Here is a 4,296-nt window from a genome sequence, read left to right on the forward strand (position 1 = left end):
CCGCGGAAACACGGCGCAAAGGCACCGGCCTTCACGCGGCTTCGGATTTTGAGGCGTCCGCTTCGCGTCCGGTCGCGTAGCATGCCCATCGGACATGTCCAATGCGGCAATACGCCCACCCGTTTGATCTGACGCAAACCGGGTTGAAGGCATTCAAAGACTTTTTGCGGTTGCACGCTCCACGCGCGAGCATCGCTCACACAACTAAAGTTGTTACTAGTTTTCAACTAATTTTGTTACTACCGGCGGCCGCCGGTCCAATCCCCCGTCGTCCGCCGGACACGGCTCGACGGCGCACCGAGTGTCTCCCGCGTTGCCTGCCTCGGCAGTTTGGTATCGGCGCAATGCCGTTGTGATAAGAATCCTTGAACTAAACCGCTGACGCGGTAGGGGTAGTGATTCAGCGTCACCGCACGATCAAAGGTGCGACGCTTCTCGAATGCGGCACCGGCAGCAGTGGGCTGCCTGGTCCGATTCGAGGAGACCCACCATGACGGCATTACGTCGACGCATGATCGAGGATATGCGCGTGCGCAACCTCGCGGCCAATACCCAGCGGGTGTACGTCCAGTACGTGCGAGCCTTCGCGCGACACTTCGGGTGCTCGCCCGAGCAGCTCGGCCCGGAGGAAATTCGCGCCTGGCAGGTGCATCTGGTCGAGGCCGGGCGCGCCGGCAGCACTCTGATGGTCGCGACCGCCGCGTTACGCTTTCTCTACAACGTCACCCTCAAGCGCAACTGGACGATCGACGAGATCGCCTCCTCGAAGGTGCCGCGCACCTTGCCGGTCATTCTCAGCCCGGACGAAGTGATGCGCTTCTTCGAGTCGATCCGCAGCGTCAAGTACCGCGCGATTCTGATGACCGCCTACGCCGGTGGACTGCGGATCTCGGAGGCGACTCGCTTGACGGTCAGCGACATCGACAGCCAGCGCATGGTGCTGCGCGTTGCCCAGGGTAAAGGACAGGCCGATCGTTACGTGATGCTGTCGCCCCGGCTGCTCGAGATCCTGCGCGAGTACTGGCGCCTGGGTCGTCCCGAACACTGGCTGTTCCCCGGCCGCTTCCCGGATCAGCCGATCGGTTCCGCCATACTGTGGCGAGCCTGCCAGAAGGCGCGCCAACGCGCCGGCATCAGCAAGCCCATCATGCCGCACACGCTGCGCCACGCGTTTGCCACGCACCTACTCGAATCCGGCACCGACGTGCGGACCATCCAGTTGCTGCTCGGTCATCGCAGCCTCGCCACCACGTCGCGCTTTTTGAAGGTCGCGACCAGCACCGTGTGCGCAACCACCAGCCCATTCGACCGGCTTCCTCAGCCAGCCGCCCCGTTCACGCCACCCGAGCCCTCGTCCGCCAGCGATTGAGCGGCGATCATGCCGCCCCGGCTGGAACTGGCGGACATCCTGCGCCGCCATGGTCCGACCTATCGGCAGCAGCATGCCGATGCGCTCAATCGCGCGCAGTATCGTGTCATGCGAGCCATCGAGCAATGCCGGACTGCGGCGCTCGGCGGTCACCTCGAGCAATGCGACGCCTGCGGCCATCAGCGCATTGCCTACAACTCGTGCCGCAACCGGCACTGCCCGAAGTGCCAGTCGCTCGCCCGTGCGCGATGGCTCGACGACCGTCACGCCGATCTCCTACCCGTGCCGTACTTCCACGTGGTGTTCACGCTGCCCGAATCGATTGCCGCGCTGGCCTTCCAGAACAAGCGCGTCGTCTACGAGATTCTGTTTCAGGCCACCGCCGAAACGCTGCAGACGATCGCCGCCGATCCGCGACATCTCGGCGCCGCAATCGGCTTCATCGCGATCCTGCATACCTGGGGGCAGAATCTGGTCCATCACCCGCACCTGCACTGCGTGGTGCCGGGCGGCGGCCTGTCGCCGGACGGGCAACGCTGGATCGCCTGCCGCCCCGGCTTCTTCCTGCCCGTGCGCGTGCTCTCGCGACTGTTCCGCCGACTGTTTCTCGCGCGCCTGCAGCAGGCCTTCGAGACCGGCGCCTTGCAGTTCTGCGCGTCGCTCGCACCGCTGGCCGAGCCCGGCGCATTCGCCCACGCGCTGGCCGACGCGCGTCGCACCGACTGGGTCGTCTATGCCAAGGCGCCGTTCGGCGGCCCGCAACAAGTGCTCGACTATCTCGGCCGCTACACGCATCGCGTCGCGATCGCCAATCACCGCCTGCTCGCATGCGACGACACGCACGTGACGTTTCGGTGGAAGGACTATCGCCGACCAGACAAGCCACGCGCGATGCGCCTGCCCGTGCAGGAATTCATCCGGCGCTTCCTGCAGCATGTGCTGCCGCACGGACTCCAGCGCATCCGTCACTACGGGCTGCTCAGCAATCGCCTGCGCGAGGCGCGATTGGCCACCTGTCGCCGGCTTCTCAACGCCGAATCGTCGCCGCGCGACACTTGCTCACCACCGTCCGACTATCGAGACCACTACGAGGCGCTGACTGGCCGCTCGTTGCACGTATGTCCGGCTTGTTCCCGGGGGCGCATGTTCGACGTCGCGCGCTGGCTGCCGAGCACCTCACCACGAGCGCCGCCGGCGCAGGCGGCCACATGAAACTCCCGCTGTCTTACGCTGGCCACCGTGTCCGCGCCGTCGCGGCGAACACGGCGAACCTGCTCGTGCCCCTCGTGTCCGTCAGGCATCGTCGTCGCTTACGTTCACCGAGCGATCTCGTCCAACGAGTTGCGCGACCAACTAAAGCGCACGCAATTCCCCACGTACCCACCGGCTCGAACATCGCCACTGGCAAGATCACCGGTAGCCGCAACGATTCAATGCCCATAGCCGGCACCGCCTGCGGAGCGGTTTAGCTCAAAGAATTTTTTACGAAGCGGAAACTGCCTCGTTCGCCGCGTCTAGGCCAACTCAGTGCGCCGTTTCCGCTTCGCAAAAAATCCTCTGCATTATCACGAGAGCTCGACTTCACCCCGAAACTTGGCTCCGAAACACCGCTTGGGACAGATGCGGCGCGGTTGGCGGACCAGCAACCCGTCGATCGACACAACTTTAGTTGAAACATAGCCACAACTTTAGTTGTGTGAGCGGCGAGCGCAGCGCTTTCACGCAATGTCCCGAACTGAAGGGTAACATAGCCCTTACTATGTTCCCCTTCAGTTCGCCGAATCCCGCCTAGGAATGGACCACTTCGACGGAGCGCATCGTGGCACCCGTTCACTGGCAACCACGCACATCCTATCGCGCTTCCTAAAGTTTCTACGTAGAAACCGTCAGACTTCGACACATGCACCACGCGTAGACCGTGCTAGCTTGCAGACTCATCGGTGAATCAATGCGCGTCAGACGTTCACCGGATTCGCCACTGCAGTCTGACAACGGTCATCTCTCAGCGAGATTCAATCGGCAAACCAGATGCCGTAGAACGATGGTACGAGCATATTGGACAACGTGGCGATCGGCTCAACCGCCGCATCCGTTACAGAGCGCTGCAAGCGCACGATGACGCACGAGCGACAGACGACGGATCTGATCGGTAGGAAGTGGTCGCAATTGCGTCTGCGGCCGACGACGCAAGACGGAGGTGCTTTCGCATTGCTTTATCGATAGTCGAGGCAAAAATCCGAAGTCCCGCTCGAGCGGTATCACCGACGACTCGCGTCTGCGAATCTTCGTGCTGTTGGATAAACAGCGGTCGTCGATCGGATATGAATGCCTGAGTTGATTGAGACCGCGGACTACGACTTGAACAGAAAACGCACGTTTCTCGCATCTTCGCCCAGCAATTCCGACAGACGATCGCCCCATCGTCGCCATGCATCGCGCATCTGCTCGTCGTAATTAAACTGCAGATAGATTCGATCAAGCGGATCGTTACGCGCGTGGTTCAGACATCGATGTACGATGCTCTCAGCAATACCAAGTGACTGCATCATCGTTCCGCAGGTACGACGCAGGTCATGGCATTTCCATTGACCACCCGAGACAATAAGCGTATCCGTTGCTGTCGTGCGACCTTCGGTCGATGTACCCTTTCCGCGTTGCCGGTCGCGGATCGCCTTGCACGTTGTATGAATAGTGACGTGCGGAATCTTGCCCTGTTGCGACGGAAATACGTATTCGCGACGCACGTCGCCCTCGAGCAATCCAGCGCGCACAATCTGCTGTGCCGCAAACTGCGCGAGGACGAAATCGGAAAGATGAATCGTAATCGCCGCGCTTGACTTCGTGCGCTCCTTAGAGACGGTTTCATAAAGACTGTTCGGCGCGCCGGAGGGTGTTCCAGCAGATCAGGCAGCAACCGAGTTTGAGGA

2 protein-coding genes and 1 pseudogene are annotated in these 4,296 nt (G+C 61.7%); 2 read left to right on the forward strand and 1 reads right to left on the reverse strand.

Annotated elements, in window-relative coordinates; genetic code table 11:
• The first annotated feature begins 490 nt into the window (after positions 1 to 490).
• Together BDI24065_RS40630 and BDI24065_RS40635 are read left to right on the forward strand one after the other, a co-directional pair.
• Positions 491 to 1,369, forward strand: coding sequence for a tyrosine-type recombinase/integrase (locus tag BDI24065_RS40630; protein ID WP_175035917.1), 879 nt, complete (start codon positions 491 to 493; stop codon positions 1,367 to 1,369).
• A gap of 9 nt (positions 1,370 to 1,378) precedes the next feature.
• The gene (locus BDI24065_RS40635) at positions 1,379 to 2,581 is read left to right on the forward strand and encodes an IS91 family transposase (protein WP_175035918.1); all 1,203 of its coding nucleotides are present in this window, start codon (positions 1,379 to 1,381) and stop codon (positions 2,579 to 2,581) included.
• A gap of 1,139 nt (positions 2,582 to 3,720) precedes the next feature.
• Here the strand turns inward: BDI24065_RS40635 and BDI24065_RS40640 are convergent.
• A pseudogene (locus BDI24065_RS40640) lies at positions 3,721 to 4,206 on the reverse strand (hypothetical protein); the annotation flags it as partial.
• Positions 4,207 to 4,296: the final 90 nt, after the last annotated feature.

The sequence above is a fragment of the Burkholderia lata genome (assembly GCF_902499025.1).
Lineage (GTDB): Bacteria > Pseudomonadota > Gammaproteobacteria > Burkholderiales > Burkholderiaceae > Burkholderia > Burkholderia lata_C.